This window comes from Clostridium sp. chh4-2 (assembly GCF_002899675.1).
Classification (GTDB): domain Bacteria; phylum Bacillota; class Clostridia; order Lachnospirales; family Lachnospiraceae; genus CHH4-2.
In genome coordinates, this window is sequence record NZ_PKUU01000003.1 from 102729 (window position 1) to 118437 (window position 15709).

13 protein-coding genes and 1 tRNA gene are annotated in these 15709 nt (G+C 45.1%); 9 read left to right on the top strand and 5 right to left on the bottom strand.

The window, feature by feature from the left end:
• The first annotated feature begins 6 nt into the window (after window positions 1-6).
• Window positions 7-741 (top strand): hypothetical protein, encoded by a 735-nt coding sequence (locus C0033_RS03925; RefSeq protein ID WP_103226575.1) that lies wholly within the window; start codon window positions 7-9, stop codon window positions 739-741.
• Window positions 742-777: 36 nt separating this feature from the next.
• Window positions 778-1653: a hypothetical protein gene (locus C0033_RS03930; RefSeq protein WP_146043728.1), complete on the top strand. Its 876-nt coding sequence runs from the start codon at window positions 778-780 to the stop codon at window positions 1651-1653.
• A gap of 166 nt (window positions 1654-1819) precedes the next feature.
• Here C0033_RS03930 and C0033_RS03935 read toward each other — a convergent pair.
• Window positions 1820-1891, bottom strand: a tRNA-Arg gene (locus C0033_RS03935).
• A 112-nt stretch (window positions 1892-2003) separates the two neighbouring features.
• Here C0033_RS03935 and C0033_RS03940 point away from each other — a divergent pair.
• From C0033_RS03940 to metA, 5 genes are all read left to right on the top strand, one after another.
• Window positions 2004-2900 carry a hypothetical protein gene (locus tag C0033_RS03940; protein WP_103226577.1) on the top strand — a complete coding sequence of 299 codons (897 nt, stop codon included), beginning with the start codon at window positions 2004-2006 and terminating at the stop codon, window positions 2898-2900.
• Between the two features lie 118 nt (window positions 2901-3018).
• Complete coding sequence (queA, locus tag C0033_RS03945; protein ID WP_103226763.1) at window positions 3019-4053, top strand: tRNA preQ1(34) S-adenosylmethionine ribosyltransferase-isomerase QueA; 1035 nt, start codon at window positions 3019-3021, stop codon at window positions 4051-4053.
• A 14-nt stretch (window positions 4054-4067) separates the two neighbouring features.
• On the top strand, window positions 4068-4832 hold the full coding sequence (locus C0033_RS03950; protein ID WP_103226578.1) for a pseudouridine synthase: 765 nt from the start codon (window positions 4068-4070) through the stop codon (window positions 4830-4832).
• Window positions 4813-6777, top strand: a complete 1965-nt coding sequence (gene ligA, locus C0033_RS03955; RefSeq protein ID WP_103226579.1) for an NAD-dependent DNA ligase LigA — start codon at window positions 4813-4815, stop codon at window positions 6775-6777. Before C0033_RS03950 ends, ligA begins: the two co-directional genes overlap by 20 nt.
• A 21-nt stretch (window positions 6778-6798) precedes the next feature.
• The gene (gene metA / locus C0033_RS03960; RefSeq protein ID WP_103226580.1) at window positions 6799-7716 is read left to right on the top strand and encodes a homoserine O-succinyltransferase; all 918 of its coding nucleotides are present in this window, start codon (window positions 6799-6801) and stop codon (window positions 7714-7716) included.
• 117 nt (window positions 7717-7833) lie between these two features.
• On the opposite strand, the gene C0033_RS03965 is transcribed toward metA, so the two are convergent.
• From C0033_RS03965 to C0033_RS03980, 4 genes are all read right to left on the bottom strand, one after another.
• A complete protein-coding gene (locus C0033_RS03965) occupies window positions 7834-9594 on the bottom strand; it encodes an adenine deaminase C-terminal domain-containing protein (protein WP_242984405.1) in 1761 nt (586 codons plus the stop codon).
• Between the two features lie 14 nt (window positions 9595-9608).
• Entirely contained in the window at window positions 9609-10937 is a 1329-nt protein-coding gene (locus C0033_RS03970; protein WP_103226582.1) for an NCS2 family permease, read from the bottom strand.
• A 118-nt stretch (window positions 10938-11055) separates the two neighbouring features.
• Entirely contained in the window at window positions 11056-11796 is a 741-nt protein-coding gene (locus C0033_RS03975) for a GntR family transcriptional regulator (protein WP_103226583.1), read from the bottom strand.
• 246 nt (window positions 11797-12042) lie between these two features.
• Entirely contained in the window at window positions 12043-12744 is a 702-nt protein-coding gene (locus tag C0033_RS03980) for a GntR family transcriptional regulator (protein ID WP_103226584.1), read from the bottom strand.
• Window positions 12745-12975: 231 nt separating this feature from the next.
• On the opposite strand from C0033_RS03980, the gene C0033_RS03985 reads away from it, so the two are divergent.
• Complete coding sequence (locus tag C0033_RS03985; RefSeq protein ID WP_103226585.1) at window positions 12976-14508, top strand: NAD(P)/FAD-dependent oxidoreductase; 1533 nt, start codon at window positions 12976-12978, stop codon at window positions 14506-14508.
• Window positions 14505-15701 (top strand): iron-sulfur cluster-binding domain-containing protein, encoded by a 1197-nt coding sequence (locus C0033_RS03990; RefSeq protein WP_103226586.1) that lies wholly within the window; start codon window positions 14505-14507, stop codon window positions 15699-15701. The genes C0033_RS03985 and C0033_RS03990 overlap by 4 nt, the downstream gene beginning before the upstream one ends.
• Window positions 15702-15709: the final 8 nt, after the last annotated feature.

Genomic DNA, 15709 nt, shown 5'->3' on the forward strand with positions numbered 1-15709 from the left:
TTTGTAATGAAGAAAAACAGCAGATTTTTTGTGTTGGCAGGTTTATTTATCATCTTATTGGCATCATTTACATTGATTGGATTACCGTTTAAAAAAGAAGAAAGCACGGCAGAGGAACAGCCGCCGGCAGATTATGACAAGCTGGCACGGGACTTGGCGGTTGACCGGGAAGAGGAGTATTATCCTGCTTATGCGGATTACCTTTGTTATTTAAAGGGCAAATATCCGAAACAGGCGGAATTAGTCAGCGTGACAAAGAATCAGTCAGGCTATTCCAGCGTCCGGGTATGGCAGGGGGAAGGTTATTCTGTGAAGGCGTTATGGCCCGCCGGTTCCGAAAAAGATGGCCCCGGTTTTGAGTGGTGTTGGGAAGATAAGGAACTGCAGGACTTGGTGGAGGGGCTGATTGAGTCTGGAAAAGAAGAAAAAAACGGTGCGGCGGATCGGATTGTCAGTGCTAATTTGTACGAGATCACGGAAAATGAGTTTCAAATAGGGATCGACTATGATTTAACGGAAGATGAGGTAAGAAAAATATTGGAAATACTGGAAAAAGATGATGTTATAAAAGAACAGCCGGATCAAGCGGAGATCAAATTTATAATGAACTTTTATGATGAAGAGGAACGGGAACGGATGAGCTTGGGAATCGGTTCTGATGGGGCGGTTTATACGGAAAATGGAGAAATAATCAGGGATGAAGATCTTCAGAAAATGATCGGCAGAATGATAAAAAAGTAGGGGATACGCAATGCTTTAATGTGGGGGAATAAAAATATGAAATTATTTTATAAAAAAATTTTGATTGTATCATTGCTTATGTCTGTTTGCTTATCAGGGTGTAAAAAAGCAGAAAAGAAAGTGGAAGATAATAGCAATAGGATTTATTATACGGAAACGGATTTTATTGAAGATGATGGCAGTGCCGAACTTGTAACAGATGTCGATTTATGGAATGATTTTTATAAGAATCAAAAAGACAAATATGGTTCACATTTTTCTAAAATTAAAAGCTTGGAGTATATTTTCTATCAATATTCATCTGTTGATAGTGTAAAGTATGTCATAAATTATGATTTGAAAAATTATCATATCAGAGAATACGACAGATCTTTGCCCAATTATAGTATTGAAGTTTTAGAGGATTCCGCTTTTGGCTATGCTGAATATTATATAATAAAGCCGGGATACTGGATACCGTATGACAGGGTAAATGATAAAACCTATGAAGATGAAATTAGATTCGATAAAACACTTGAAGTTTACGATATTGCACTAAATGTATATGACATTTTTAAAGCTTCTTTAGGGGAATTTATAAGCGATAGAGGTGAGTATGGCGGAGAACTGTACACTTTAGGCTCTTATTATAAATATGTCTCCAACAAGCATCCTGGGAAATATGGACCTCGGGATATAGACTATACTTTAACCGCTTATTTTGATGAAAATTATGATATTTTAGTAGCATTCGTTTCCTTTGCCTGGCAAAAAAATTTAGAAGACAACATAACTACATATGTAATTCAAGATATGACATTTGACCGTATTAAAAATACTGTCACATATAGTGATGCTGTTACAGAAGAATTAGAACGGATAATAAGATTTCAAAATCATACAGGCGCTATATTAAATCATTATTGGCAGTAACGTTGAGGAATTATAACCGACTGTATTGAATTATCTTTATAAACGAGGGAAATATGGTAATATAAACCAAAGAAATTGAAATATTGACTGACCGGGGTAAGACGTTAGAAATGACAGCTCTTAAATGGAAAGCCATTGTCTGACTCCCCTTATGGTAAAAAAAGAATGCGTCTGAGAGGAATCGAACCTCCGCATGCGGCTCCGGAGGCCACTGCTCTATCCACTGAGCTACAGACGCATCTCCTATATCTTACTATATTTTTCCGAAAACTGCAAGTGGTTATTTTTGTTGCTTTTTGCTTGTGTTTTTGTTAGAATATAGCAAGACTAATCTTGCAGGAGGACATGCCATGGGAAGGTCAAGAAACAGAAAGAATAACGGTCTGTCGGATGACGAGGTGCGCAAGTATCTCAAATTCATGATAATCCCGTTTATCGTTATATTATTGATCATTGTCATCTTACTGACAGACAAATCGCCAAAGAGCGATAACGAGACAACTACAGAGGCGGTTACTACGTCATCCGCGGCTGTGACGGATGAAACATCACAGACCGTAGAGCCGGATACAAAAGAATATGTTCAGAACTTTGAGGAATACGAGCTGAAAAAGGATGAGGTTCCGGAGATCAAGGCGCTGATCGAGGCATACTGCGAGGCAAAGACGGACTGCGATCCGGAAGCGCTGGCGAAAGTATTTGGCCAGACCCTGACACCGGAGGAGTTAGAGGAAGAACGGGTAAAACTGGAAAAGACCGCTCAGGTGGTGGAAGGATATGAAAATATTATCGCCTATACAAAGGACGGTCTGACGGAAGGTTCCTATGTGGTCTATCCTTATTATGAGATAAAATTCAAGGATGCGCCTACTCCGCTTCCTGTTTTAACCATGTGTTATGTGCAGAAGAATGCAGAAGGACAGTATGTGATGACCCTGGATTTTGACGATACAGTTGCCGATTACATAGCTAAGGTGAACGTATCCGAGGATGTTAAGCTGCTTTCTTCCCAGGTGGATGCCCAGGTACAGGAAGCCATTTCCAATGATTCCACGCTGAACAGCATCTATACCGGAATTGAATCCGGTTCCCCGGCAGAGGATGGAGATCAGGCCGGAGACGCAGGTGAGACTTCGGCGGCAGAAGGCCAGCCGGAAGACGGACAGGGAAGCGATGGAGAAACAGAGTCCCAGTCGGAACCGGTGACGGAGATGGATATACAAATCGAAACTACAGCAGCGCAGTAGCTGCATGCAGATGCTTTTCTGCCCATAAAACAGGTTTATGGGCGGAAAAGCTTTTTGTACTTTACATACAAATGTTTTTCAGAGTAAAACCGCTGACAGCGGAGGAATGGAGATAGGTATGAACGTTAAAGATTTTTATTTTGATTTGCCTCAGGAGTTAATCGCACAGGACCCGTTGGATGACCGTTCCGCATCCAGACTGCTTGTTATGGATAAAGAAACCGGTGAAATCGAGCACAGGATCTTCCGTGACATCGTATCTTATTTAAAACCAGGAGACTGCCTTGTAATCAACGACACAAAGGTTATACCGGCGCGGCTTTTTGGCGTCAAAGAGGATACACAGGCCAAGATCGAGGTTCTGCTTCTGAAACGGAAAGAAAATGACATCTGGGAGACGTTGGTAAAACCTGGTAAAAAGTGTAAACCGGGAACGGTTCTGTCCTTTGGGGACGGTCTGCTCACAGGCACCGTGGTGGATGTGGTGGAAGAGGGTAACCGGTTGATCCAGTTTCATTACGAAGGCATTTTTGAAGAAATCCTGGATCAGCTGGGACAGATGCCTCTGCCTCCGTATATCACGCACCAGCTGAAGGATAAGAACCGGTATCAGACGGTCTATGCGAAACATGACGGATCTGCCGCCGCTCCTACGGCCGGGCTGCATTTTACCAATGAACTGTTAAAAGAGATTGAGGATATGGGCGTGAAGATTGCCCATGTGACCCTTCACGTAGGGCTTGGAACGTTTCGGCCTGTAAAGGTGGATGATATTCTGGATCATCATATGCACTCTGAATTCTACATCGTGGAGGAAGAAGAGGCGAAGAAGATCAACGATACGAAAAAGAACGGGGGACGGGTGATCTGCGTGGGAACCACCAGCTGCCGTACCATAGAATCGGCGGCAGGGGAGGACGGAGTTTTAAAAGCCGGAAGCGGCTGGACGGAGATATTCATCTATCCGGGATACCGGTTCAAGATTCTGGACTGCTTAATCACCAATTTCCACCTTCCTGAGTCGACTCTGGTTATGCTGGTTTCCGCTCTTGCGGGACGGGAACACGTGCTTCATGCGTACGAAGAAGCGATCAAGGAAAAATACAGATTTTTCAGCTTCGGAGACGCCTGTTTCTTTACCAATCTTCATTGAACTGGAGGGCATAGATGCCGGTTAGACTGAATAAATATTTAAGCGAGATGGGAGTCTGCTCCCGCCGGGAGGCCGACCGGCTGATTGAAAGCGGCAAAGTGTCTGTGGACGGCAAAACTGCGGTCACGGGAATGAAAATTGAAGAGGGTCAGACCGTGGTCTGCGACGGAAAGCCGGTGGGCGGACAGGCCGGAAAACAGAAGGATAAACCGGTGATGCTGGCTGTGAATAAGCCCCGTGGAATCGTATGCACCACGTCGGATAAAGACAGGGCGGAAAATATCGTGGAATTTCTGAATTATCCGGTGCGGATTTATCCTATAGGCCGTCTGGATAAGGATTCAGAGGGACTTTTGCTGCTCACCAACCAGGGCGATCTGGTCAACCGGATCATGAGAGCGGGAAATGGACACGAAAAAGAGTATTTGGTTAAGGTGAATAAGCCGGTCACCAAGGAATTTATAAAAGCAATGGGAGACGGTGTTCCGATTCTCGATACGGTTACCAGGCCGTGTTTTGTGGAATCGGTGGGAAAAGACCGGTTCCGGATAATTCTGACTCAGGGGCTGAACCGCCAGATCCGCCGGATGTGTGAATATCTGGGTTATCGGGTGCTGGAATTAAAGCGGACGCGCATAATGAATATCCAACTGGGCAATTTAAGAACAGGGGATTACCGCAAAGTGACTCCCGCAGAATATGAAACGCTTTTAGAAATAATCAAGGATTCCACGAATCTGCCCTATAAGGAGAAACAGGATGGACGAAAAAATTCTTAGAATGAAAGAATTAGTTGGTATTTTATCGGAAGCCGGCAAGGCCTATTACCAGGAGAGCCGGGAGCTGATGAGCAACTATGAATATGATAAATTATACGATGAACTGCTGAGCCTGGAAAAAGAGACTGGAGTTGTGCTGTCATCCAGCCCTACACAGAACGTGGGTTATCAGGTGCTCAGCGAGCTTCCCAAAGAAGCTCATGATTCCCCCATGCTTTCCCTGGATAAGACAAAGGATGTGGCGGCTCTTCAGGACTGGATCGGGGATCAGGCGGGGCTGCTTTCCTGGAAGCTGGACGGACTGACCATCGTGCTGACCTATGACCACGGCACTCTTCAAAAGGCGGTCACCAGGGGCAATGGAGAGATTGGCGAAGTGATCACCAATAACGCCAAAGTCTTTTCCAACATCCCTTTGAATATCGCATATGACGGCCAGCTGATATTAAGAGGCGAAGCCATTATCAAATATTCGGATTTTAACAGGATCAACGACGAAATCGATGACGTGGACGCCAAATACAAAAATCCCAGAAACCTGTGCAGCGGCTCGGTACGCCAGCTGAATAACCAGATAACAGCCCAGAGAAATGTGAATTTCGAGGCATTTGCCCTGGTAAAGGCGGACGGGGTGGATTTTAACAATTCCAGAAAAGAGCAGTTTGAGTGGCTTCATAAGCTGGGATTTGATGTGGTGGAATATAAAGAAGTGACAAAGGATTCACTGCCTGACGCGGTTGCGGAATTTGCCGAAGCGGTGGAGGGATATGATATACCGTCCGACGGACTGGTTCTGACCTATGACGATATCGCATACGGCGAATCTTTAGGAAGGACAGCCAAATTTCCGCGAAATTCCATCGCGTTTAAATGGGCGGATGAGATACGGGAAACAAAATTGATTGAGATCGAATGGAGCCCGTCCAGAACCGGCCTGATCAATCCGGTGGCGATTTTTGAGCCTGTGGAGCTGGAAGGAACTACGGTCAGCCGGGCCAGCGTGCATAACATCAGCATTTTAGAGGGGCTGGAGCTGGGAGAGGGAGATACCATAACGGTCTATAAGGCCAATATGATCATCCCTCAGATTGCGGAGAACCTGACCCGGAGCAATACGGTACAGATTCCTAAGATCTGCCCGGTGTGCGGCGGAAAGACGGAGATCCGTCAGGTTGTGGATGTGAAATCCCTATACTGCACCAACCCTGACTGCCAGGTTAAGAAGATTAAAAGCTTTTCCCTGCTGGTGAGCCGGGACGCGCTCAACATCGACGGATTGTCGGAAGCAACCCTGGAAAAATTCATCAGTTCCGGTTTCATCCATGAATATGCGGACATTTTTCATTTGGACCAGCACCAGGAGGCAATTGTGGAGATGGACGGTTTTGGCCAGAAATCCTATGATAACCTGATTGAGGCGGTCAAAGTGTCCTCACATACCACTTTGCCAAGGGTGATATACGGTTTGGGAATTACGGGAATCGGACTTGCCAATGCCAAGATGCTGTGCAGGGCATTTAAAAATAACTTTGACGATATGCGCCATGCGGATGCGGAAGAACTGACCGCTGTGGACGGAATCGGAGGAGTGCTGGCGGACGCATGGACCGCTTATTTTTCCGATGAAAAGAATAACCGGATTGTGGATCATCTGCTGGAGGAATTGGAGATCGAGGCGGAACCGCAGCAGGAGGAGGGAAGCCAGATCTTTGACGGTATGATATTTGTCATCACCGGTTCGGTGGAACATTTTGCAAACCGTAAGGAGCTTCAGCAGGAGATTGAGGCCAGAGGCGGCAAAGCCACCGGTTCGGTGACGTCGAAAACCACATATTTGATCAACAATGATACAACGTCCAATTCTTCCAAGAATAAAAAGGCCAAAGAACTGGGAGTGCCGATTATTTCGGAAGAAGATTTTATAGAGATGCTGAACCAGCAGTGATAGAGTACAGGAGATAAAAATATGCCAATTAAAATACAGAAAGATTTACCGGCCAAGGCCATTCTTGAAGCTGAAAATATATTTATTATGGATGAGGACCGGGCGGTCAGCCAGGATATCCGTCCGCTGCAGATTCTGATCCTGAATTTAATGCCCATTAAGGAGGATACGGAAACACAGCTTTTACGTGCCCTTTCCAATACGCCTCTTCAGGTGGACTGCAGCTTTTTAATGCTTTCCACCCATATTTCCAAAAATACTTCGGCCAGCCATTTGAATAAGTTCTATGTGTCTTTTTCGGAGATTAAAAAGAAGAAATACGACGGCATGATCATCACCGGAGCTCCGGTGGAGAATCTGCCTTATGAAGAGGTGAATTACTGGGATGAGCTGACTATGATTATGGAATGGTCCAAGACCCATGTGACGTCTACCCTCCATATCTGCTGGGGCGCCCAGGCCGGATTGTATTACCATTACGGTATTCCTAAGTATGAGAGGAAGACGAAGCTGTCCGGCATTTACCGCCATCGTGTTTTGAACCGCAAGGTGCCGCTGGTGCGCAGTATGGATGATTTTATTATGGCTCCTCATTCCAGATATACGGAAGTCAGAAGGGAAGATGTGATGAAACGGCAGGACCTGATGATTCTGGCGGAATCCGACGAGGCGGGAATCTTTCTGGTTATGAGCAGGGACGGAAAACAGGTATTTGTTCAGGGACATCCGGAATATGACAGGATGACGCTGAATAACGAGTATCACAGGGATTTGAAGAAGGGACTGCAGCCGGAACTTCCCTGCAATTATTATGAGGATAATGATCCGTTTTCTGTGCCGGTACTGACTTGGAGGAATATGTCGAATACCTTGTATACGAATTGGCTGAACTTTTATGTTTATCAGACGACTCCGTATGTGTTGGAGGAAGAAGCCTGAGAATGATTGATTTATGGGCATTCCAGGACTTATGCATAAGAAAAATGGTAATAGCCAGAAAATTTAATTTTCCAACTATTACCATTCTTATTTTATCATGCATTCATGACTCAATACTTATATATTTGTCCTAAACTGGTCCATGAACTTCCGGCTGTTCCCATCCATAACCCCCTTGTCCGTTATAATGGTGCCCGGCAGCGCAGCAAGGCATATGGTGGCATGCTTTAAAAGCCAGTTGCCATTGCACCGTTCTTTCACAACTTGCTCCATAGCTTCTACCTGGGGCGCTAATTTGTCACAGGTGAGGGACGACATGATTCCTGCCACAGGAAGAGGCAGGGAAGCAGCAATCCTTCTGTTCTCCGCGTAAACCATTCCTCCGCCCATCTCCTCTATCTGCCGGACTGCAAGAAGGGCGTCCTCCGGATTCCTGTAAATCATGACGAGATTGTGGCAGTCATGGGCCACGGTGGCAGCAAAGGCCCCTGATGTAACCCCAAAACCACGGATGACCGATATGGTCTTCTGGTTTTTTCCATGCCGGTTACAGACACACACATAGGCCAGATCCGGATTGCCGGACAAATCCACACAGTGATTCACAATCGGCAGTTTCTCATAATATGCCTTGTTAAACGGACCGTCGCATCGGCTGTGTATCACCAAAGTCTCCATATCACCGGACGGCGCCTTTAGCAGAAAGTCTTGTGCCTCTTTCAGATAAGAAAGATGGACTGTGGATTGATACTCTATATAGGACGGTTCCTGTTCCCATATTAGGATTCCCTCCCTGCTTATCATCTTTCCCTCCATCCACACGCAGGAGGGACGTCTTCCGTCCAATTCATCCACCAACTGCATATCCGCCGCAAATCCTGGGGCGATGGCGCCCAAATCCTCAAAACCATACTCCCTGGCTGCATTGTAAGTTGCAAACCGTATAGCCTCCACAGGGTCCGCCCCATATGCAATGGCGCGCCCCACTACCCGGTTCAGGTGTCCTTCTGTGTAAATCACCTGGGCATGGACATCATCCGTGCACAGGGAAACATTGTCATTCCATCGCTGCTGCTTAACCCCGTTTAAAGCCTCCGGCAAATGGTTGGAAAGGGAGCTGGTCTTCAGGTTCACATGCATTCCCATCCGCGTCTTTTCTATAGCTTCCTCAGCGCTCCTGCATTCATGGTCGCTCATGGGTCCCGCCAGCCTGTAGGCTGCCAGCAGACTGCCGCTGAGCCTGGGCGCATGACCCTGTAAAAATACGCCCCGCTTTATGCCTTCTCCAATAATCCGGTGCATCCGCTCATCGTCATGGCTGATATCCACATAATTCATCAGTTCCGCAATTCCAATCACCCCGGGCTGATCCAGCAAAAACCCAATTTCTTTTTCCGTAAACAGGCTGCCGCTGTCCTCCATGCCCGGAACGGACGGGACACAGGGGGATGCAAGCATATAATGTCGCAGCGGGGCCTTTTTTGCATTTTCCAGCATGAAAAGTATGCCCTCAACTCCCATTACATTTGCAATTTCATGAGGGTCAGATATCACCGTGGTGGTCCCATAGGGCAGCACCGCCCGGGCAAAGTTTTCTGGAATCATCATGGTACTTTCCACATGGACGTGGGTATCGATAAAACCCGGTATCAGATATCTTCCCTCCCCATCAAAGTGTTCCAGTGCATTGGGGCATGTCTGTGTATTTCCCTCCCGCACCATCACCACCATCCCATCGGCGATATCAACGGAGGCTGGATATATTTCTCCTGTAATCACATTTACCAAGCGGATATTCTCAATGGTAAGGTCAACAGGTCGCTTTCCGAGCACGGCCTCAATCAGGCGGCTCCGGTTCGTATTTTGTAGTGCTTTCACGATATCCTCCTTTTCTATAAGACAAACTGGAGACAGGCAAGGACTGTAAATGCCCAGGTCATAAGGGACGGCATCTGTCCCTTCTCCCCTGTAAACAGGTAATAAGCTGTTTTAATCATGCAGTATGCGAACAGCCCGATACCGATGCCCTGTGAAATACCATAAAACAGCGTGGACATAATCAGGATTGCCACTGGTGTCCATTCCGTAGCCTCATAATCCACGGTTTTCAGTCCCTGCATCATAGAAATACCTATCATGATTAACACCGGCGTTGTGGCCGCGGTGGGAATCATGAGGAATATGGGTGCGAACAGCATCGTAAATAAAAAGAATATGCCTGTAAATATGGAAGACAGACCTGTCTTTCCACCTACCTCTATGCCGGCCGCGCTCTCCACATAGCTGGTCACGATGGTCAACCCCATGGCCGCACCCAGAACGGAACCGATGGAATCCGCCAGAAATATTTTCCCGATCACAGGCAGATTGCCGTTTTCATCCAGCTGCCCCATCTGTGCCCCCAGTCCCAGCGCAGTGGCCAGCGTACCAAAGAAATCGCTGATGAAAAATGCAAATATGAATGCCACATATTCCGGTTTCAGTGCTCCCAAAAGGTCCAGCTTAAAGGCCACATTTCCCAATGCCTTAATCCCTCCTTGGGTAAACAAACTGCTCGGTGCCTGGGTTACCCCCATAGGAATCCCAATCAACGTAGCTAAAATGATAGTAATCAGAAGTGATGCGCGTATCTTGTACTCCCTGTTGCCTATACGAATCCGCACAAAGCTGAGCAGCAGGCACAGCACCGTACTGATGGCTGCCAGCCGTACGGATGGATCCGACATATCCCCAAACCCTCTGAAATCAGGGTTAATCAGCTTTGCATTAACAAGAGCCGTACGGATAATAAAAACTCCCAGGCCCGCACTGATTCCAACCTTGATGTTCTTTGGAATCAGCTCGACCACCTTTTCCCGCAGTTTGAACAGACTGAGGATCAGGAACAGCAATGCGGAAACCATCACCATCCCAAGTCCCGTTTCCCAGGTTGCCAGTCCTGACTGTACAATGGAAAAGGTCAGTACCACACTGGACGCGATTCCAGGAGCCAACGCAATTGGCATATTACTGTACCAGCCCATGAACATGGTTATAAGGCCGGATACCAGGGCTGTGGAGAGCAGGACCCCCACCGCATCCATTCCCGCCTGCTTCATGTAAAGGGGCTGGAGAACACAGATATATGCCATGGTGGCAAATGTGGTGGCACCTGCCAGTATTTCTGTGCGAAGGGTTGTCCCATGTTCCCTGAGGTGAAACCTTTTTTCAATAGTATCCATTTCATTTTCCTCCATATGATTATTTATTTGCCGTGCCCATTCGGGCAAATGCATAAGGTTTAAAGGTAGCCTCTTTAAAAGAATGTGAAGAAAACTGGTACTGTGCCAAGTACCAGATTCATTCATTTCTTATTAAATTAAAGCTGATATAATCGGTATCGTAAAATGCCATGCCATACATCACAGGCTCATTCTTCTGATCGAAGCTGCAGGCTTTCAGCAGAAGGACAGATTCATTCTGAAGCGCCGTGTCCCCCTTCAGATACCGGGCCATCTTGTTAAGAGAAATGGCTTCCAGTTCCACCTTGTCTCTGACAACAGCCCGTCCCGCATATTTGGACAGCAGAGAAAAATACGGAGTCTCCTCCCATTCCTCCTCTGGCGGCATCTCATCAAACAAATCCCTTCTTATATATCCCACACTGACAATAGCAGGATGCTTATCCGCATAATAGATTCTCTCAATCCGTATCAGCTTGCTGCCGGAAGGAATCCTTAGCAGGGCGCATACATCATTCTCTCCCTTTTCAACGGAAAATGAAGACAGGCAAACTTCAGAGTCATACCCGCATCTGCGTATGACCGTGCCAAATTCCATCATAAGGCACAAATTCACCTTGATCTGGAGCGCCTCCGGGTTAATAAAGGTCCCACGCCCATGAATCCTCAGAACCAAGCCCTCCTGCTCCAACTCATTAAGCGCCCTGCGCATGGTATTTCTGCTGATTCCCAGCAGCTTAGCCAGGTCATTCTCCGCCGGAAGCTTATAGGACGCTTTGGAATCCAGGGACTGTATGTAATTTCTCAAATTCTCTTTCGCACTGTCACTTAGTGACTTCTTGTTAACTGGCTCAATCATCTTTGCCTTCCTTCACTATCCCTAACTGCTCAATTCTCTTTCGTCCTAAAGTAGTACCTTAGAATCAATGTAGCATATTTACCTTATCTAGTCAATAGAATAGATAAATTTCGTGTTTGCGGTTTACAGCGTTGGTTACTATTCACGAGCAATGAGACGGAAAACAATCAGGGCGGCGGGAAAGAAATATTTATTAAAGCATTGGAAACACTGAGTATTTCAGTGAGTACAAGGCTTTGGGAACTATTACTTTTTTATATTGGCGCACCGAGCCCATTGATCGATAAGTTCGGTTTGACGCAGACTGGCAGCATTTATATCTTTTCTTTTGATTGCCTCATAAAGATCAATAAGTTCTTCAACTTTTTCTGATTGATTTTGAATCGTGACATAGTTTCTATAGAAGAAAAGATAAACAGGCTTAAATGTCTGCAGCATCATTGGATAATAAATGTTTCCGCTTGCGATGGCAATCTCATGATGGAAACGAAATCCGATTTCCGGGAAATTACGAATATTTTCTTTGGCAGCAGCTTGTTCGGTCAGCAGTTTCATTTGTTTGAGATTCTCATCTGTACGGTTTTTACAGGCATGTAGAAGTGCGGAACTCTCTACACTACGACGGAATGCAATTAAAGGATCCAGAATGTCTTCTTGGAAACCTAGCCCTTGAAAGTTCATGATATCTATCAGTGTAAAGATATTTCCTTCACGCACATAGTCAGCTACAAATACTCCTTTTCGCGGAACAACTCGAAGGAATCCGTTGGCTGTCAGTCTGGTAATACCACCATTTACCACGGCAAGGCTGACATTCATCTCTTCTGCCATTTGTCTTTCTGGAGGGAGTTTTTCTCCGATTTTTAATGTTTGAGTTAAAATCATTTTTTTTAGCTCTTCTACGAATAAATCTGTCAAACTGGGCGAAACCAGAGCTTTAAATGCCATATATGCAGCACCTCCCTGAATCTGTTTATATCACATGTCACACGCTCATATTATAGTCATATAATGTATGGCATGTCAATGCTTTTAGTAAAACATAAAAAAATATACTCAAATACATAAAATTTCTTGACAAGATATGACACTACATGTAATATTAGAATTAATTCTGTGATATAAACACAACTGTTTATATCACAGAGCGGATCGCAGTAAAGAAAGGAGAAATCAGACATGAGTAAAAATTATGATGTGATTGTTGTTGGTGCAGGACTGGGCGGTTTATCCACAGCTGCATATACAGCAAGAAATGGTCTGAAAACGCTGATTGTGGATCGTCACAATATTCCGGGAGGGAGTTCCACCAGCTTTGTCAGAGGCCGGTTTGAGTTCGAAACTTCACTCCATGAACTGTGTGCGGTAGGGCCTGAAGAAAATCCGGGAAGAATCCGTAAATTAGTTAATTCCCTTGGGGCGGATGTTGATTGGGCGGTTGATATGGATGGGACATATCGGTATATTATTCCGAGCGAGGGGATTGATGCAGATATGCCTTGTGGAGTTCCAGCTTTCTGTCAGAAGATGGAGGAACTGGTTCCGGGCAGCGGTAAGCCTATGATGGAAGTGTTTAAATTAGGTATGCAGGCTAGTCAGGCTCTTGAATTTTTACATTCTCCGGATTTTGATTTATCTGAATTTGGAGAAAAATTCCCGGATTTCTTCCGGATGGCCGGCCATTCTATTCATGAAGTGTTGGATTCACTGGGGATGCCATTGAAAGCTCAGCATATTATGTCAGCTTATTGGTGTTATTTGGGTGCACCTGAGGATCAGATGGATTTCTTTAATTACAGCTATATGCTTTTGGGTTATGTAGTATTTGGAGCCGGTCAGCCCAAACTTCGTTCCCATGAAATTTCTCTGGCACTGGAAAAGGTAATCCGTGATAATGGCGGAACCATTTGGTATAACACAGAAGTTGAGAAAATCCTGGTAAATGATAACAAGGCATATGGAATTGTACTGGATGGAAGAGAACTGTATGCAGATCACATTGTGTCCAATGCATATCCTAACAAAGTATTCGGTACTATGATTGATTCGGAAGAGGTACCGAAGGAAGCTGTCCGAATGGTCAACAGCAGACAGTTGGGATTATCCTTTATGACGGTATATCTTGGTATGAATAAAAGTGCGGAGGAATTAGGTATCACGGCTTATTCGAATTTTATTGCAAAGACGTCCGATTCTAACGTGCAGCAAAGTGATGCCTACAATACCCATGAGTATGGTGGCTTTGTTATTATGAATTGCCTGAATACGTTCATTCCGGACTGCACACCTAAGGGAACGAGCCAGCTCTTTTTTACTACCTTTTATTTTGGCAATGGATGGGATGATGTGACAGCAGAAGAATATTTTAAGCTGAAAGAGGACACTGCAGTCCGAATGATTGAGGATGCGGAGAAGGCACTGGGCATTTCTATTATGCCGTATATTGAAGAAATTGTAATTGCGGCGCCACCGACATTTGCCCGTTATCTTAACACACCGGAAGGTACTCCGTATGGATATCAGATGAACATGTGGGATGGATTTGTTCAGCGAAAGGTAAATAGAAAATCCGAACGATATGTAAATCAGCTCTATTTTGTAGGTGCATCGACAGAGTATGGTGATGGATATAGCAGTGCTCTTGAGTCCGGAGCAGATGTAGGAAGAGAAATCGTAAGCGCTGAGAAGCAAAGAGGAGGAAGGGTATCATGAGTAAAACTTTTGCAGATTTAAGCATGGAAACGTTTGGGCAGATTTCTGAAGAGCGAAAAAGAAGATTTGCCTCCGCATCGGATGAAGCATTACCAAAGACATTTCCGGTCAATGAATTGGCAAAAAAACTTCATCCAAACCGTCAATATATGAAAGTGGCCAGGATAACGCAGATGTGTGATGATGCTAAATGCTATCGTCTGGTGCCTGACGCAGATCACGGAACAACAGAATGTGCATATTTTGAGGCAGGGCAGTATTTGAATGTTTTTTTAGACATCAACGGTATGGCGGTAAATCGTGCGTATTCGATCTCATCTTCCCCCAAGGATGCGCTGAACGGATTCTATGAACTGACGATTAAGGCTGTTCAGGATGGCTTAGTCTCAAATTACATTTTTGATAACTGGAAAGAAGGAGATAAAGTTGAAATTTCTGGGCCATCCGGTTTCTTTACATATTCCAAAATCCGGGATGCGAAGACCGTAGTCGGAGTGGCTGGAGGAAGCGGTATTACGCCATTTTTATCCATGGCAAAAGATATTGTTAGCGGGAACCGGGATTTCAATCTGGTAATTCTTTATGGAAGCCGTTCATCAGAAGGAATCTTGTACAAAAAAGAATTTGATGAATTAAGTGCTGAAAGCAATAAAATTCAGGTAGTTCATGTTCTTTCCAATGAAGAGAAGGAAGGATATGAATATGGATTTATCAGTGAAGAAATTATAAAAAAATATGCGCCGAAGGATGCACCGTATTCTGTATTTATGTGCGGCCCGCAGGTAATGTATCAGTTTGTTGACAAAGAATTGCAGAACATGCAGCTTGAGAAGAAATATATTCGCCATGAATTGTTCGGAGAGGTACATAATCCGAATTCACAGCTTGATTATCCGGGAACGAAGAATACAAGTGTTAAGATTACAGTGACGATTCGAGATACAACAAAAACAATCATTGCTGATCCGAATGATACGATTATGCATTCTTTGGAAAAAAATGGGATAGCTGTTCCGTCCAGATGCCGAAGTGGAGAATGCGGGTTCTGCCATTCCGTATTACAGTCTGGTGAGGTCTATATTCCAAAGAGCGTGGATGGAAGACGTCTTGCAGATTTTAAATTTAACAGAATTCATCCGTGCGTATCATTTCCTCTTTCAGATATTGAGATTGAGGTGCCTGCGTCTAAATAAATAGGGTG